Source organism: Rossellomorea aquimaris (assembly GCF_003315075.1).
GTDB classification, from domain to species: Bacteria; Bacillota; Bacilli; order Bacillales; family Bacillaceae_B; genus Rossellomorea; species Rossellomorea aquimaris_C.
The window spans coordinates 38848-53544 of record NZ_QNRJ01000024.1 but is presented as its reverse complement, the minus strand read 5'-3'; the positions used below and the strand labels follow the sequence as shown (position 1 = coordinate 53544).

The window sequence follows — 14697 nt, the reverse complement described above, 5'->3', positions numbered from 1 at the left end:
AACGATACGTCAACCTTAAAGAAACCGCCGTATACGGGTCCGTACGTACGGTGGTGTGAGAGGTCGGGGGTTAGTCACCCCCTCCTACTCGATTTGTGTTAATTGTATTGTTAATTCACTTGTTATTTTAGTTGCGAAAACGTATGTTTTTAGGGCAGTGATTTTATGTTTTCTCCACGTTATCTGAACTACTTATTTTTATTCTCAGCATTCCTTTTTTTAGTTTCTGTATCATGGCATAAGAGATATCAACAGCCAAGAGCCACGGAACCTGCCCCCTGGCTCTCACATCTCCGGCCGCACCCATAACTTCGAAAAGTCCACATACCCAAAATGCTTGATTTCAATGTTCATAATGTCAGTCGAAAAAGGGATATATCGTTTCTCGTAATAGAGTGGAATCATGATCGATTCTCTCATGAGCCTATTCTCCAGATTCATATTCAAGGCGGTCCAGTCCTCGAATGACGTTTGACGATATTCCTCCAGACAGGCTTTCCACGTACTGTCTTTTTCAAAAAGGGGATAAAGAGGCGAATACCCGTTTTTCAAAAAGTGATAAAACGAGAAGTTCTGGTTGGATTCAAAGATTTCTCCGTGAACGAATAGGTCCACATGGAAGGTATCGGGCTGCCTCGTCAGGGTGTCGGCAAAGGAAAACCACTTAACGTCGACTGGAATGCCTTCTTTTTCAAAAACCTCCACAAGCCACTCGGTGGTTTTCGCTGTATGATTGGCACAACGGATCACGATCGGCTCTTTAAACAAGGGACGTTCTGCCTCGGTGATCGTCATGGCTTGATCCTGTCCGATCAGGATGCTCTTGCCGTTCGGTGTCAGGCGGGGATCGAGGTCACGGAGGGTGTGGCGGTTCTTCGCAATCACCCAGTGCAGATAATCCCGGACGTCGTTTCTTTGAATCTGAGAATCTCGTCCAGGGAGAGCATTCATGACGACAATCCCGAACCCCGAGTCACTCTCGACCTCAACAGAAGAAGACTGACTCTCTTCAATGTGAGAATGATAGATTCCTTTGAAGTCTTTCGGCACCTGGACAAATTCTACTGCATCGAGGAGCGGCCTCTCCTGAAAGTGCTCTTTAAAGGCAGCGAGAGTTGTCTTCGCATCGGTATTCTCCTCGAGGGAGAAGCATCCTGTTCCGAAGGTCCGTCCCTTGTTTTCTTTATAAATGCTCGCACACATCATGCTGAGCATGGGGAGGATGTAGCTGCAGCCCTGGGGGTGATGCATATCGATGATGAGGGGGGCCTTTACCTCGATCCTTTCAACTGGTTCCCATAGATCTTGATAATGAGGGCATGTCCGAAGCTGTTCGAGACAATGGACAACATCCTTTGCCGTCAGGATGGCCCCGTCGTGGAATCGGATGTCCTTTTTTACATATAGTCGCAGTTTCGCAGATGAAGCATCCCAACTGTGCGCAAGTTCCGGTAGGATGTCCCCTTCTTCTGTGATGGAGACGAGGCGATTGAATACGTTCGCCACTAGATGGGCGCTGAGGACGTCGGCCGCCTCCAATGGATGGATGGAGAAAAAGGGATATCTCTTCGGCACGATCAGCTTATCTTTGGGCTCTTTCACAAATCCGAGTTTACTGTGGAATTTATTCATCAGCCTCATCTTGCTGTCGGTTGACCAGTTATACATGAGATATTTGCTGCTAGTCTCAATTGGTTCCTCGTCCAGAAGCTTTACGACTTCCTCTTCGAACTCTTCCTCCACATCTTTCTTCCATAGGAGTGTCGAGACATTTCCCCGTCCGCGACCGGGTGTGAAGGTGATCCAGCCTTCTTCATTCCATTTTTTCAAATAGCGGGTTGTCTGTTTATGGCTCAATTGAAGGGTTTCCGAGATTTCCTCCACACGGATGCTGCCAGAGGGATAGTATCTCCAAAGGGTGAGTAATTTGTTTTCCATGTTGCTTCTCCTCCTAAAAGGGGACATAGATTTGAAAAGTGTCTATTTTTTTAATCTTCCGTCTAGTTTACTATACAGTAAATAGAGGAGGGGGAACAACATGAAGTGGAAGGAATTACCTCAAAATATAAAAGTACGGATGATCACGTCATTCTTCAACCGTGCCGTTTCATCCGCCGTTATGCCGTTCATGGCGCTGTTCTTTGCACAGGAACTGAATAAGATCTGGGCAGGGATCTTCCTGATCGTCACCGTGGTGATCGGATTTTTCATCAATCTGGTCGGGGGATATATATCAGACCGCTTTCCCCGTAAGAAAGTACTGCTGACAACGTCCTGGCTGAACGCCATGTTCTTTTTCATCATGACCGTTAGTCTTTTTCCGAAAGATAACTTGATCCTGCTATTTGCAGGTGCCTATATCGGGTTCATCATCACGAGCAGCCTGGGGCGTCCTGCAATGCATGCGATCATCATCGATTCGACAACGCCGGAGAATAGGAAAGCCGTCTACGCCCTGGATTATTGGCTCGTTAACCTGTCTATGGCCATCGGTGCGGCCCTCGGGGGGCTGTTGTATTTGAACCATCAGACAGAGCTATTTATGATGCTGACCTTCACGTCGACGACGATTCCCGTTGCGTATGGGATCTGGCTTCAGGACAACTTCAAGGATCAGCTGCAGAAAAAGCACGAGAATGTGTTAATCGATCTCGTGAACAATTACCGGATTGCTTTCAGGGATTCGGCATTCGTGAAAGTGGTGGCAGGGTCCACTTTCATCTTCGCAGCGGAATTCTCCCTGAACAGCTATATCGGGATCCGTCTTGCGGAAACCTTCAAGGCCGTGAACATCGGGAATTTTGAAATCGTCGGGGTCAGGATGCTCAGTATTTTGAACATCCAGAACATGATGCTCGTCGTCTGCCTCACGTTCATCATCAACCGCTATACAGACCGCCTGAATAAGAAGAACGCCCTCTTGATCGGACTCATCCTGTACGGCATCGGCTATGTGACGGTCACATCCGCCAACACGTGGTACATCCTGATCGCCTTCAACCTGATTGCGACAATGGGGGAACTGATCTACTCCCCGATCCGGAACGCAGAGCAGGCCAACATGATCCCAAGCGACAAAAGGGGCTCCTACTCCGCATTTTCTAACTTGTCATTCAGCGGAGCAGATCTTGTCGCACGGTCGACGATTATCATCGGTGCCTTCTTGATGCCGACGATGATGAGTGTTTATATCGGATTCATCGTCATGCTCGGTACCGTTCTCGTTTATACGGGATTGTTTGGCGGGAGCTGGGTAAAGGCGAAAGTGTTGGACAGTGGTGTTGGTGCGAGTGGAGGAAAGTAATGGGGGGATTCCTGGATATTCGGGAATCCTCTGGTTTTTATATTACTAGAGGGGGATTATAGGAAACGAAAAGGAGAAAAGAATCTAAAATTCAATTCCTAACAACTGTTTCAAGTCATCTAATAGTTCTTGATGCTTTTCGACTGTGATTAGAGGTTTTTGGGGTGAATCAAATCCACTGTAGGGGAAAAGGAAGGTTCCATCTTCCAAAACATGAAAAGCAAACGGTGCTGCTGTCCCAGACTTCATTTCTTTGCCTTCAGAAAAGACAAACATATACGTGTCGGCTGACTGCATCTTAGCCATCATCTCTTCTGAACTACTCTTTTCCACTTTAAGACCTTCTACCATCGTCAATACTTGCTCCATTTGTTGTTTATCTTGTACAACCTTAGTCAATTCTTCAGACGATGTATGGTTTTCTACTTTTTGAATAAACAAGGAACCTGCTTTTTCTTTATGATCGATTTCCATCACTTGTTCACTATTGGAGCAACCACTTAGTACATAGGCAAGGATTGATAGTCTTAGAATTAGGCTTTTCATTATTTTAGGACCTCATTTCTTATTCAGTGAACTTGGTTTTTTACCTCTTTTTCATATTTTTCAACTTGCTTATTGTTATCAGTGATCCCGTATTTATCTTCAAGTTTGGGCTTTAGTTTTAACCATATGACATTCTTTTCATAAATATCGTGATCAAAATCGTGATTAAGTTCTTCCAGGGACAACCCTAATGCATCTGCATAAGCAAGGTGCCGGGGCAATTCACTTGTATCTGGTCCTTCCTTAATATAGTTGTCTACTTCTTCTTTCGTAACTGAAATGCCGTATTCCTCTTGAGCAATGGTTTTCCACACTTTATCTTCTTTCATCGCCTTTTCAGCTAATTGTATTACTTGTTCATCCGTCAAGTCGGTTTCATAGGATAACTGTTCTTGAGCTAATATCCGAATAACCCACTTGTTTAATTTATCCTCTTTCCCCAGTTCTTCTGCTTCGGATATAACCTCGTCGAAAACCCTTTTATAATCTTCATACGTGTAGGTATTCGTTATTTTCTTCAGTTCTTCATCACTCTTCATCTTTACTTCTACTTGATTTTCTTCATTGGATTTGCATCCTATTAAGAGGATGAGGATCAATGCACATAATGTAACTGTTTTAATAGATTTCAACGTTACTCCTCCCAGTTTCAGATCTATTTTAGTAAGATGCCTTATCATTTCACTTGAACAGGTATTAGACAATAAGATGCGAGTGGCACCGATTCTATAGAGGGGAAGGGATTCGAATCCTCGAAAACTACTCCCAATCCTTAGACATAATGATAAAAGGTTTGGACAATGTACTAAGAAACCACGTTATATGTTGATCTCCACGGATTAGATTTCTTTCTTTTTCATAAAATAGAATCTTTTTAATATGTGAATCAATATGTTCCATGGCCCCTTACATCAATTAATTTTTGAGTTTCAAAGACTTAGTAAAGTAAACGGTATCAATTTTCTTTCATTTTATCATAGAATTTCTTTTATTTTCCTTTTTTTGCAATTTGATCTGTGATATCTTCCAGTAGAGGAGACATGGAGACAGGTACCATGGCTCTCTATTAAAAAAGAGCCGCGGTACCTGTCCCTATGGTTCACACAAAGAACCTTACAAGAACATAGGCATTGAAATAACAGAAACAAAGGAGGTATAAGATATGAAGATTAATAGAATAGATCATGTGAGTATAAACGTTAATGATCTTTCAAAGGCCAAGGCGTTTTTTCTGGATTTAGGACTTGAAGTGCAAGCGGAATGGGAATTGGATGGAGAGCAGTTGGACAGAATAGTTGGGCTTAAAGATGTTAAAACGGCATGTGTAGGATTGGGAATGTCAGATGGTCAGGCATGGATAGAGCTGGTCAAATTTCATACACCGTCAGATGAAAATGGTATTCTGCAACCTTTTGCCAATACGCTGGGGATCCGGCATATTTGTTTTGCCGTTGAAGATATTGAAACGATTGTTGCCAATCTGAAGAAGAAGGGCACAGAAATCTTTAGTGAGATACAGCAATATGAAGACAGTTATAAGTTATGCTACGTTCGTGGTCCAGAAGGGATTATTTTAGAGTTGGCGGAGAAAATCAGTTAAATAGTGAATGGGACTTTAAAGGTTTTATCACAAATCAGCAGAAGAGAATGTGTCATCGCAAAGAATTGGAGGAGGCAAAATTATGATGAAAATTATTATCACCAGTATATTCGTTCAAGACCAGGACAAAGCATTAGCGTTTTATACGAACACGCTGGACTTTGTGAAAAAGCACGACGTTCCCACGGGAGCACACAGGTGGATGACCCTTGTTTCAGCTGATGAACAAGACGGGACCGAGCTTTTACTCGAACCAAATGAGCACCCGGCTGCGAAAGAGTACCAAGAGAAACTATTCGCAGACGGTATTCCTGTAACCATGTTTGGGGTTTCGGATATTCACAAAGAGCACGAGCGGTTAGTGGAAAAAGGTGTAACGTTTACGATGGAGCCTACCGCAATGGGCGACATCACTATAGCTGTCTTCGACGATACATGTGGAAACCTTATTCAGATGATTGAGCAGAAGTCTTAAGATCGTGGCCTTTCCTCTACGTGCTGTATTCAGCGTGCAGGGGGAAGGCCCTTTTTATTTTGGTTTATTCTATGATGAATTGGGGATTCTTCTTAATAGTAACGAAAGAGGAGTGGACCTATGGAGTTAGATGGCAGAAAGTTTAAAGACAGGGCTATGGCTGCAATGAGTAAGTTCAAACACAATATGAAGGGGACGTACTATTCCATTGCAGATATTCCCACAGCTTCCGTTCAGGAGCTGGCGGACTTCATTCAGATACACCCTGACACACATGAAATCAAGAAGCAGCTTCTTGGCACCACCTATACCTTCTTTAGATTAAACGTGAACAACTATCGATTCTATTTAGAAACAACCAATGGACGTATTTTACAACTGGATGGTTCTTTAAGTGGAAAGGAATTGGTTTCCTATCGATCCTACCGGGATTCTGATGATCTCCATTCACCAGTTAAATTGAATTAAGCATAGGGAAATGGGCTTTCTTTTAGAAGAGAGCCCATTTTTATTCGTTCCCTCACTTTCCTAATAAATATTGAAACGAAACGCCAAGTGAATCGTATAATTTGTATAGACAAAAATTTCGAGTAACATTTACTAACGCAGCAATGCAAGGGGGACGGTTAAATGAGAAACGAGCCTCTAAAATTCACTCTTATCATAATCTCCACACCTATTCTTCTTTATCATGCTTTTCATTTATTTTATCTTTGGTCAGAGATTCCAAATACAATCGCCATCCATTTTCGTAAAGGAGAACCTGATCAGTGGGGTTCAAAATACATCCTGTTCATCATGCCGGTTGTCAGTATTATAACCTGGTTCCTTATTGGATTAGTAGTCAAAAAACCAGAGAAGTTGAACTATGTTAACTTAACGGAGGGCAACAAAGAAATACAATATGCTAGAGCTGAAAAAGTAATGGTAATCATTCAATACATGGGTGCTGTAACCTTTATATTTGCTAATGAAGCAGCTCTAAGAAATGCAGTGGGAATGGAGTCAGGTTTGCCTTTTTCAATGGCCATCGTTCTATTGTGTATTTGTTTGATTACACCCGTTTACCATTTGTTCTGGGCGGCAACGTTGAAAAATTAGAGGACGTAAAGAAAGGAACATACAATGAATTTATGGATAAAAGGATTGATTAGAGGAATCATCCCATTTGGTTTCATGATCATCATTTCGCTGCTGTGGAATCAATTTCAAGGGTCAACAGATATTTCAAACACATTCTTTTTTTATGGTCTGATCGCTTTTTTCCTGGGATTGGCAAGCGTCGTATATGAAATTGAAAAATGGCGTTTTTTAAAACAAATTATGGTTCATTATTTGGTCATGCTGTTGACCGTCTTTCCCACTTTACTTCTGAGCGGTTTTTATCCGCTTGATTCTTTTAGAGATGCAGTAAACGTATTTTTCCTTTTTAATAAGGTTGGAGTTATCTTGTTTTTGGTTACATATCTTGTTTTCCATTTGCGTAATAGAGCATATATGAAAGCACAGAATTAATAGGATCTAAAATATCGGTGGCAGACCCCAGTACGGTAAATTTTTAGCGTTCCGGAGTCTGGGACCGTTTTATTAAAGAAGCCACGGTACCTGTCCTCATGGTTCTTCCCCGTGGTTCTTCCATTCCACGAGCATCACCAAAAGGTCCTGATTATTGTCGAATTTCCGTGATGAATGGAAAGGATTTCCCATAAGGATGTCGAAGAATTAGAGTAGACGCTTATTTTCTTAAAGGAGACCTTATATGGTAGAGACTGTCCATCATTTAATTTTGCATGTGGTATTTATCCTATTTACGATTCTTGTTTTTCAAATGGTTACGAGTGAATCGGACAGCGGCACAAAAGGGTTCACCTTTAAGTTCTTTCTCATGAATCTGGCTATTTTACTGTTTACCATGATCTTCCCCGTAGTTTACTCAAGCGGATATGTGTACGATTTCAAAGTCATTCCCATAATCCTTGCCTTTCTCTATGGAGGGAAGAAAGTGGGGTTCAGTACGTTCATCGCCTTGCTTGTGATGGGCTGGTTTACCCACCATGTATGGATTTTTTTGGTCGTGAATTATGCGATATATGGAGTATTGCTGATCCCTCTTTCCAAATGGTATAAGCGGTTATCTTGGAAGAACAAGCTCATTCTGATTTCGGCTTTTTATTTATTCGTCCCGGTTACAAGAACTCTTTTTTTGCTTCAGAACAATGAATTAGAGCAGCTCCCACTTGTGGCAAGCTCCACCTTGATCATATGGATCACACTGATTCTGACCATTTATCTGATTGAAAATCGATTGGAACAAGTCAGGATCAAAAAAGAGCTCATCAAAGCTGAAAAATTTAACGTAGTCAGCGAATTGGCAGCATCCGTGGCACACGAAATCCGGAATCCGATGACGACGGTAAGAGGATTCATGCAGCTCCTGCAGAGAGAAACACTAACCAAGGAACAAAAGAGCTTTATCGATATATCCATCCAGGAATTAGATCACGCACAGGACGTCATCAATCAATACCTTTCCCTTGCCAAGCCCCAGACGGAGGAATACGAGGTGTTCAGTCTTACCGATACCCTGAATGAATCCGTTGACGTGATGTCTACTTATGCCGTGATGAATAGCATTAAAATCAACAAAAACATGGAAGATGGCCTGATGATCAAAGGAATGAAGATAGAGGTGAAGCAAGTTCTGCTCAATCTTCTGAAGAATGCCATCGAGGCCGTCAAAGAAAACGGAGAAATCACGGCGGCAGCCCATGTACAGAAAGACGGCCGGATCATGATCGTCATTCAAGATAATGGAGTCGGCATGCCTCCGGAACAACTCAAAGTATTGGGCAGACCCTATTATTCCACCAAGGAAAAAGGGACGGGACTTGGATTGACGGTAAGCTATCAAATCGTCAAACGTATGAAAGGGGAAATACAGGTGGAAAGCGAGCCGGGACAGGGGACGGTGTTTAGGGTTTTTTTGCCTGGGAGTGTATAGGGAGAGCCAAGGGGACAGGTCCCTTGGCTTTTTCTGTTTAAGAACCGCGGTACCTGTCCCCTTGGCTTCTATCTTAAGAAAAATTTAAGAATTCTCACATGATTTTTTTAAGGAATTTCATTTAAACTATCACACTTGAAGTTTATTTTATGTTTAAGTAAACAATACTTATAATCGATGATGAAATCCCTTTGGATAACTTCTCTCCAAAGGGTATGCTTATGAAAAAAATAATGGAAAATAAGTGAAAGCCCTAAATGATTCAAGGAGCTGCCGCGAAGGATATGATCATGATGACGAAGCATCCCTATGTCGGGTGCAGCATTGTAAGGCTTGTTGGAAATTTAGCGGATGTCACCATAGTAGGAGTGAAAAAGTGAAACGTTTATCAATTTTAGTCGCTGATGATGAGGAGGAAATTGCTGATCTGATCGCCATCCATTTAGAAAAAGAAGGATACCATGTGACGAAAGCATCGGATGGGGAAGAGGCCGTTCGAGTGGTCGAGACTCAGGTCATTGATTTGCTGATTTTGGATATCATGATGCCGAAAATGGATGGATATGAAGTCACCCGCCGCATTCGGGATCAGCATAATATGCCAATCATCTTTTTGAGTGCCAAGACATCTGATTTCGATAAAGTACAGGGCCTGGTCATTGGGGCCGATGATTATATGACGAAACCCTTCACCCCGATCGAATTGGTTGCTCGTGTGAATGCTCAGCTCCGCCGTTTTTTGAAACTTAATCAACCTAAGACGGCAACAGAAACGAAGGCCACTGTGGAAAGTGGTGGATTGGTCATTTCTCCCGATCAACGTAAAGTGACTCTATATGGTGAAACCATTGAACTAACGCCTAAAGAGTTTGATATTTTGTACTTACTGGCCAGTCACTCAGGTAAAGTATTCAGTGTGGAACATATTTTTCAGCACGTGTGGGGCGATGCATACTTTGAAGGTGGGAATACCGTCATGGTCCATATCCGCACATTACGAAAAAAGCTTGAAGAGGATAAACGAAAAGATAAATTCATTAAAACAGTATGGGGCGTAGGGTATACATTCAATGGGTAAAATACTACGAAGCTTCCGTTCAAAAATGATCTTATTGCTGGGACTAAGCATGTTGTTGTCTGGCGCTATAACCTATCTACTCTTTAAAATACTTCAAATGTATTATTATTCAAGTGTTAATTATGGAGATACACTAGGTTATTTTCGCAATATCATCCGGAATATTGGAGACTTTAAGGCCTTTTTACTATTATTTATCCTGCTTTCGATCTTCTTCTTCTTTTTACTGACAAAACCCTATTCTGCCTATTTTAATGAGATTTCAAAAGGAATTCATTCTCTCGCCCAGGGTGACTTTAAGCATCGGGTTCAAATCGTGTCAAATGATGAATTTAGTGATCTTGCCGAGAGCATCAATCTCGCAAGTGAAACATTGGAACAAGCCATCGAAAGGGGAGACTTCTCGGAAAGTAGTAAAGAGCAGTTAGTCGTCAATTTAGCTCATGATCTTCGGACACCGCTCACCTCCGTTTTAGGTTATTTAGATTTGATTCTTAAGGATGAAAAATTGACAAAAGAACAAGTCAGACATTTTTTAACGATAGCTTTTACGAAATCCCAGCGTTTAGAACGACTCATCGATGAACTATTCGAAATAACGAGAATGAATTATGGCATATTGCCCATTCAAAAAAATCATCTAAATGTAAGTGATCTCCTTAATCAATTAAAGGAAGAATTGTATCCTGTCTTCGAGAAGAATGATCTGGTCGCCAGAGTGAATGTTACTCCACATTTACCCGTTTTGGGTGATGGAGAGCTGTTGGCACGTGTGTTTGAAAATCTTCTGACCAATTCGAATCGCTATGGTAACGATGGCCAGTTTGTGGATATTAATGGCTTCCTTGATTCCGGGAAAGTGGTTATTCAGATTGTGAATTATGGAGATCCGATTCCTGAGAATGAGCTGCCTCATCTCTTTGATATGTTTTATACCGGTGACAAAGCACGAACCCATCAAGGAGGTGGCACCGGGATTGGCCTCTTCATTGCCAAGAACATTGTGGAGCAGCATGATGGATCCATTACGGCCGAAAGTAGTATCATACGTACCATTTTTGAAGTGCGCTTGCCGCAGGATGTAGATAAAAGGATTTAAGAAAAATTTAAAAATTACCCCACTCTTTATTTAAAAAGTTTTCCCTACACTTATAAGCATCAAGAGTAAGGAGGAAACGAATAAATGAAGAAGTGGGGCTTTTTATTATTATCCTGCCTAGGTTTAACTTTCGCCTATATGGGACCTTTGTCTGAACCAGAAGTGAAAATTCAAAACTTTGATCAATTTCAAAATGGGATCGCAGAGGGTGCGGATATCCAAGAAATCGAAATTTCTGAGGATCAAATCTATCAAGGAGATCTGCTTTTGGTCAACAGTGAATATCCTGTTCATCAAGACAGTATTCGATCGGATATTGTCAATTTATCTGCAAGCAATGAACTGGCGCAAGGTTACGTGTTGTTAGGCAGTGACATTTATTTATCAGAGGATATTGCACATGCATTCTCAGAGATGGTTTCTGCTGCTAAAAAAGATGCTCTTCAACATTTCGCCATTACGAGCGGCTTTCGGGACTTTGATGAGCAAAGTGTGCTTTATCAAGATATGGGTTCTGACTATGCGTTGCCTGCAGGCTACAGTGAACATAATCTGGGCTTATCCCTTGATGTAGGATCCACTCAAATGAAGATGGCTAATGCACCAGAAGGAAAGTGGATAGAAAAAAACGCTTGGAAATACGGCTTCATTTTACGTTATCCAGAGAATAAAAAGGATATAACAGGAATTGAATATGAACCGTGGCACATCCGCTATGTTGGTTTCCCTCATAGCGCCATTATGAAATCAAAGAATTTCGTATTAGAAGAATATATGGAATACCTAAAAGAAGAAAAAAATATTTCTGCTAATGTAAATGGGAAACAATATGAGATTTCTTATTACCCTGTTACGAAAAGTACGACTATTCAAGTGCCGGCAGATCTTCGTTATGAGATTTCAGGTAACAATGTCGATGGTGTGATCGTGACAGTGTTTCCTGATAAGCACACATGAAACTTGAAGGAAGGTAAGGATGCGGAATGAACCTAACGAAATTAATGAAGGGCATTAAGGCACATGGCTAAAAAAACAGCACTTATTTTGACCATTATTCTTTTTATTTCATTTTATTGGTGCCATTCTTTGGTTTAAGATGTTGGTGTCTGCCCCCCGAGGAAGGGGAAGCTTTAACTACCGGGGGGCAGCACCATTTTTCTATTCCTTCGGTGCCAACAATTCTTTGTACGAAGAGTTCTCCAGCGTATCTTTGCTTTCCGTTAGTACCCATTCTTTTGGAGTCATTTCAGGGTTTGAAGCTAAATACCCCTGCATGATTTCAAATCCAATCTTATAATTCGACCAGAGGGGAATTCCTTTTGACGGGTTTCCGGCAAAAAGGTTCTGGTACTCCTCGAAATCGTACGAATCAAGCTTACCATTCAACTCATTGAAGACCTTCTCTTTTTGTGCGGTGGTCAGGGGCTCGGTCCAAGGAGGAGTGTAATCAGGATAAACAATTCGGGTAAACGAGTCTGCTTTTCCTTCCATGATGATGGAGTCGAATACAGTGGGGCGTCCTGTTTGGTGTTCCATATCCACAGAGTGAAAATATTCATGAGCCACCGTATTTTTCACTGCACTTTTTGCATAGGAAGGGTCTGTTTGAAGGAGCATAAAGTCTTCTGTAAACGTGACACCCGTCGACCCTTCCATCTTCTCGATCGGAAAGGTGAAGTCGGGATTGATCGGCATCAGGAACACGGCTTTATCCTTCCCGGGCAACAGCTCAGCAGATTCCATGAAAGCTTCTTCCACCAAAGTTTGAACCTCTTCCTGCTTCTGTAATAATTCTAAGGTGTTTTTCTCCAATTGATCGATATCCGTAATTCCAGTAAAATAGGCGAAATAATCGCTTCCGATATCAATCCCTTTTTCCTCGGCCATCTCCTGGAAAGGCTGAACGACTTTTTCGCGGTACAAATCTTCTCTTTCGTATTTCTTCTTACCTTTCGCTTCTGATGTGTAATCTAGTATTCTGTCATAAAGCGGAATAACCGTTAAGGTCTGCCCGTTATGCTTCACCTGAAATTCCTTCGCTTCCGGAATATCCTCGGAGCAAGCCGTTAAGGCAATAGTGAAAAGAATGGCAAATGCCAACAACCAATATTTTTTCAATGAGTTCACCCTTTATTTGGAATTTTCTTTATTTTACCATATTTTGTGAGGGTGGGATAGTGGGGATAGGTCTATTGTCCCGGTAGCTCTTCCGGGGTGGACACTCCGATGAACAACTGTCCGAAATAGATTGTAGGCTAAATAGAGGGGCACAGGCAATCTATTCACCCTTTTTTATAAAGGGGAAATGTGAACTACTCTAATCAAAAATCATATGATCGCTGCGTTCTTTACCTTTATAAAACCTTAATTCGAAAAATATTTTATAAATTTTCTAAAAACTATTGTAAAACGCTTTCAATTTTCTTATAATTGAAAACAATCAACAACTAAACCGATTTAGTAAACCGATTTACTCATTTAAAGAATACGAAAACGAAAAGAAAAAAATTACAAACAAAATTTTTTCCTTTGTTACTAAACCGATTTAGTAAAAAGGGTATGGAGAAGGACTTATGAAAAGAATAACGATTTCAGATGTGGCACAGCATGCCGAAGTATCAAAAAGCACCGTCTCTCAATATATGAATAAGCGTTACGACTATATGGCACCGAAAACGAAGGAGCGCATCAGGATGGCGATCGAGGAGTTGGGCTATCAGCCGAATATCGTCGCGAGAAGTTTGAAGCAGAAGTCGACGTCTACCATTGGCGTGATAGTGGCGAATATTTTACACACCTTTTCAACTCAGACGATCAGGGCAGTGGAGGACATTTGCAATGAGCAGGGGTTTCATATCATTGTCTGTAATGCAGATGACAATCCTGAAAAGGAACGTGAATACATCGAGATGCTGAGAGCGAAGCAAGTAGACGGGCTCATCATCTTTCCGACGGGCGGGAACGTAGAGTTGTATCAAAGGATGATAAAGGAAAAGTATCCTCTCGTATTTGTCGACCGGATTGTGGAGGGTCTCGAAACGTCATCGATTATGCTTGATAATGAAAACGCTATTAAAATGGCCGTCGATCACTTTGCTGAAAAGGGATACGAACGGATCGGCATCATGACCACTTCCTTGCATCGACATGTGACTCCCCGTGTGGAAAGGATCAACGGCTTCAGAAGAGCGCTGCGAGAAAAGAAAATTCCTGTCCGTGAAGAATATATCAAGTCAATGGAAGTTGAATTCATACAGGATGGTCTCCATGAAATGCTATCAGCCGATGAACCGCCTCGGGCATTGATTGCCGGGAACGACCTGACGTTGATCGAGATCTTAAGGTATATAAAGACAAATCATATCCAGGTGCCGGAGGAGTTGGCACTGATCGGGATAGACGATGTATCATTTGCGAGTTTGTTTACGCCGGAACTGACAACGATTGCTCAACCGACGTTCGAAATGGGGAAAAAGGCTGCTGAATTATTATTGAACAAAATAAAAGACCCGAATTTTATCGAGGAAAAGCATATATATCGATTCCAACCGAAACTGGTGGTTCGGCAGTCTTGCTGAAAATGTGGAAGAAAGA

16 protein-coding genes are annotated in these 14697 nt (G+C 41.8%); 12 read left to right on the top strand and 4 right to left on the bottom strand.

What is annotated here, in order from left to right; all coding sequences use genetic code 11:
* Nucleotides 1–285: 285 nt before the first annotated feature.
* The gene (locus tag DET59_RS18985; RefSeq protein WP_113971166.1) at nt 286–1938 is read right to left on the bottom strand and encodes an ABC transporter substrate-binding protein; all 1653 of its coding nucleotides are present in this window, start codon (nt 1936–1938) and stop codon (nt 286–288) included.
* Nucleotides 1939–2038: 100 nt separating this feature from the next.
* On the opposite strand from DET59_RS18985, the gene DET59_RS18980 reads away from it, so the two are divergent.
* Nucleotides 2039–3304 (top strand): MDR family MFS transporter, encoded by a 1266-nt coding sequence (locus tag DET59_RS18980; protein WP_113971165.1) that lies wholly within the window; start codon nt 2039–2041, stop codon nt 3302–3304.
* Nucleotides 3305–3388: 84 nt separating this feature from the next.
* Here DET59_RS18980 and DET59_RS18975 read toward each other — a convergent pair whose 3' ends face one another.
* Both DET59_RS18975 and DET59_RS18970 read right to left on the bottom strand, forming a co-directional pair.
* Nucleotides 3389–3850 (bottom strand): hypothetical protein, encoded by a 462-nt coding sequence (locus tag DET59_RS18975; RefSeq protein ID WP_113971164.1) that lies wholly within the window; start codon nt 3848–3850, stop codon nt 3389–3391.
* 23 nt (nt 3851–3873) lie between these two features.
* Complete coding sequence (locus tag DET59_RS18970; protein WP_113971163.1) at nt 3874–4482, bottom strand: hypothetical protein; 609 nt, start codon at nt 4480–4482, stop codon at nt 3874–3876.
* Nucleotides 4483–5012: 530 nt separating this feature from the next.
* Between DET59_RS18970 and DET59_RS18965 the strand changes: the two genes are divergently transcribed.
* The 10 genes from DET59_RS18965 to vanY all read left to right on the top strand — a co-directional run bounded on the left by DET59_RS18965 (nt 5013) and on the right by vanY (nt 12060).
* Nucleotides 5013–5450, top strand: coding sequence for a VOC family protein (locus DET59_RS18965; RefSeq protein ID WP_113971162.1), 438 nt, complete (start codon nt 5013–5015; stop codon nt 5448–5450).
* 85 nt (nt 5451–5535) lie between these two features.
* On the top strand, nt 5536–5925 hold the full coding sequence (locus DET59_RS18960) for a VOC family protein (protein WP_113971171.1): 390 nt from the start codon (nt 5536–5538) through the stop codon (nt 5923–5925).
* Between the two features lie 120 nt (nt 5926–6045).
* Nucleotides 6046–6393 (top strand): hypothetical protein, encoded by a 348-nt coding sequence (locus tag DET59_RS18955; protein ID WP_113971161.1) that lies wholly within the window; start codon nt 6046–6048, stop codon nt 6391–6393.
* A 162-nt stretch (nt 6394–6555) separates the two neighbouring features.
* A complete protein-coding gene (locus tag DET59_RS18950) occupies nt 6556–7026 on the top strand; it encodes a DUF1648 domain-containing protein (protein ID WP_113971160.1) in 471 nt (156 codons plus the stop codon).
* Between the two features lie 24 nt (nt 7027–7050).
* A complete protein-coding gene (locus DET59_RS18945; protein WP_113971159.1) occupies nt 7051–7440 on the top strand; it encodes a DUF3021 family protein in 390 nt (129 codons plus the stop codon).
* A gap of 244 nt (nt 7441–7684) precedes the next feature.
* Nucleotides 7685–8926: an ATP-binding protein gene (locus DET59_RS18940; RefSeq protein WP_113971158.1), complete on the top strand. Its 1242-nt coding sequence runs from the start codon at nt 7685–7687 to the stop codon at nt 8924–8926.
* 257 nt (nt 8927–9183) lie between these two features.
* Nucleotides 9184–9306 carry a hypothetical protein gene (locus tag DET59_RS22200; protein WP_258549740.1) on the top strand — a complete coding sequence of 41 codons (123 nt, stop codon included), beginning with the start codon at nt 9184–9186 and terminating at the stop codon, nt 9304–9306.
* Nucleotides 9303–10004, top strand: coding sequence for a vancomycin resistance response regulator transcription factor, VanR-F/VanR-M family (gene vanR, locus DET59_RS18935; protein WP_113971157.1), 702 nt, complete (start codon nt 9303–9305; stop codon nt 10002–10004). The genes DET59_RS22200 and vanR overlap by 4 nt, the downstream gene beginning before the upstream one ends.
* A complete protein-coding gene (locus DET59_RS18930; RefSeq protein ID WP_113971156.1) occupies nt 9997–11103 on the top strand; it encodes a HAMP domain-containing sensor histidine kinase in 1107 nt (368 codons plus the stop codon). The genes vanR and DET59_RS18930 overlap by 8 nt, the downstream gene beginning before the upstream one ends.
* 84 nt (nt 11104–11187) lie before the next feature.
* Complete coding sequence (gene vanY / locus DET59_RS18925) at nt 11188–12060, top strand: VanY-A/VanY-F/VanY-M family D-Ala-D-Ala carboxypeptidase (RefSeq protein ID WP_113971155.1); 873 nt, start codon at nt 11188–11190, stop codon at nt 12058–12060.
* Between the two features lie 201 nt (nt 12061–12261).
* On the opposite strand, the gene DET59_RS18920 is transcribed toward vanY, so the two are convergent.
* Complete coding sequence (locus tag DET59_RS18920; RefSeq protein ID WP_113971154.1) at nt 12262–13221, bottom strand: DUF2268 domain-containing putative Zn-dependent protease; 960 nt, start codon at nt 13219–13221, stop codon at nt 12262–12264.
* 455 nt (nt 13222–13676) lie between these two features.
* On the opposite strand from DET59_RS18920, the gene DET59_RS18915 reads away from it, so the two are divergent.
* Complete coding sequence (locus tag DET59_RS18915) at nt 13677–14681, top strand: LacI family DNA-binding transcriptional regulator (protein WP_113971153.1); 1005 nt, start codon at nt 13677–13679, stop codon at nt 14679–14681.
* The last annotated feature ends 16 nt before the right edge of the window (nt 14682–14697 follow it).

What these genes read in the sequence shown, in the direction of transcription:
- DET59_RS18930 (WP_113971156.1), top strand. Translation starts at nt 9,997, where the DNA reads ATGGGTAAAATACTACGAAGCTTCCGTTCAAAAATGATCTTATTGCTG.
- DET59_RS18980 (WP_113971165.1), top strand. Translation starts at nt 2,039, where the DNA reads ATGAAGTGGAAGGAATTACCTCAAAATATAAAAGTACGGATGATCACG.
- DET59_RS18945 (WP_113971159.1), top strand. Translation starts at nt 7,051, where the DNA reads ATGAATTTATGGATAAAAGGATTGATTAGAGGAATCATCCCATTTGGT.
- DET59_RS18950 (WP_113971160.1), top strand. Translation starts at nt 6,556, where the DNA reads ATGAGAAACGAGCCTCTAAAATTCACTCTTATCATAATCTCCACACCT.
- vanY (WP_113971155.1), top strand. Translation starts at nt 11,188, where the DNA reads ATGAAGAAGTGGGGCTTTTTATTATTATCCTGCCTAGGTTTAACTTTC.
- DET59_RS18940 (WP_113971158.1), top strand. Translation starts at nt 7,685, where the DNA reads ATGGTAGAGACTGTCCATCATTTAATTTTGCATGTGGTATTTATCCTA.
- DET59_RS18960 (WP_113971171.1), top strand. Translation starts at nt 5,536, where the DNA reads ATGAAAATTATTATCACCAGTATATTCGTTCAAGACCAGGACAAAGCA.
- DET59_RS22200 (WP_258549740.1), top strand. Translation starts at nt 9,184, where the DNA reads ATGATTCAAGGAGCTGCCGCGAAGGATATGATCATGATGACGAAGCAT.
- DET59_RS18955 (WP_113971161.1), top strand. Translation starts at nt 6,046, where the DNA reads ATGGAGTTAGATGGCAGAAAGTTTAAAGACAGGGCTATGGCTGCAATG.
- DET59_RS18985 (WP_113971166.1), bottom strand. Translation starts at nt 1,938, where the DNA reads ATGGAAAACAAATTACTCACCCTTTGGAGATACTATCCCTCTGGCAGC.
- DET59_RS18915 (WP_113971153.1), top strand. Translation starts at nt 13,677, where the DNA reads ATGAAAAGAATAACGATTTCAGATGTGGCACAGCATGCCGAAGTATCA.
- DET59_RS18965 (WP_113971162.1), top strand. Translation starts at nt 5,013, where the DNA reads ATGAAGATTAATAGAATAGATCATGTGAGTATAAACGTTAATGATCTT.
- DET59_RS18975 (WP_113971164.1), bottom strand. Translation starts at nt 3,850, where the DNA reads ATGAAAAGCCTAATTCTAAGACTATCAATCCTTGCCTATGTACTAAGT.